The following is a 275-nucleotide window of genomic DNA, read 5'->3' as shown; positions in this document are numbered from 1 at the left end:
GCGCTTATCATGTCGCCTGTTAGTATCAGCTTCATGGCTTTATGTTTGCCAATCACGCGAAACAAACGCTGCGTACCTCCTGCACCGGGCATCAGTCCGATTTTGATTTCTGGTTGTCCAAACTTAGCAGACTTGCCAGCGACGATGATGTCGGCATGCATAGCAAGCTCACAGCCACCGCCAAGGGCATAGCCATTTACCGCCGCGATAATCGGCTTACGACAATTGGTGATAGCATCCCAATAACGCTCGCTATGACGGAGATACACATCAAC

General features: G+C 50.5%; 1 protein-coding gene. It reads right to left on the bottom strand.

Translation table 11 applies throughout. The annotated features are described in order from the left end of the window. Window positions 1-275: enoyl-CoA hydratase-related protein (locus AAEZ03_RS27265; protein WP_350582964.1), on the bottom strand; the 275-nt coding region annotated here is incomplete at both ends.

Source organism: Pseudomonas sp. HY2-MNA-CIBAN-0224, assembly GCF_040310285.1.
In the GTDB taxonomy this organism is placed as follows: Bacteria; Pseudomonadota; Gammaproteobacteria; order Pseudomonadales; family Pseudomonadaceae; genus Aquipseudomonas; species Aquipseudomonas helleri.
This window is presented reverse-complemented; position numbering and strand designations above follow the sequence as displayed.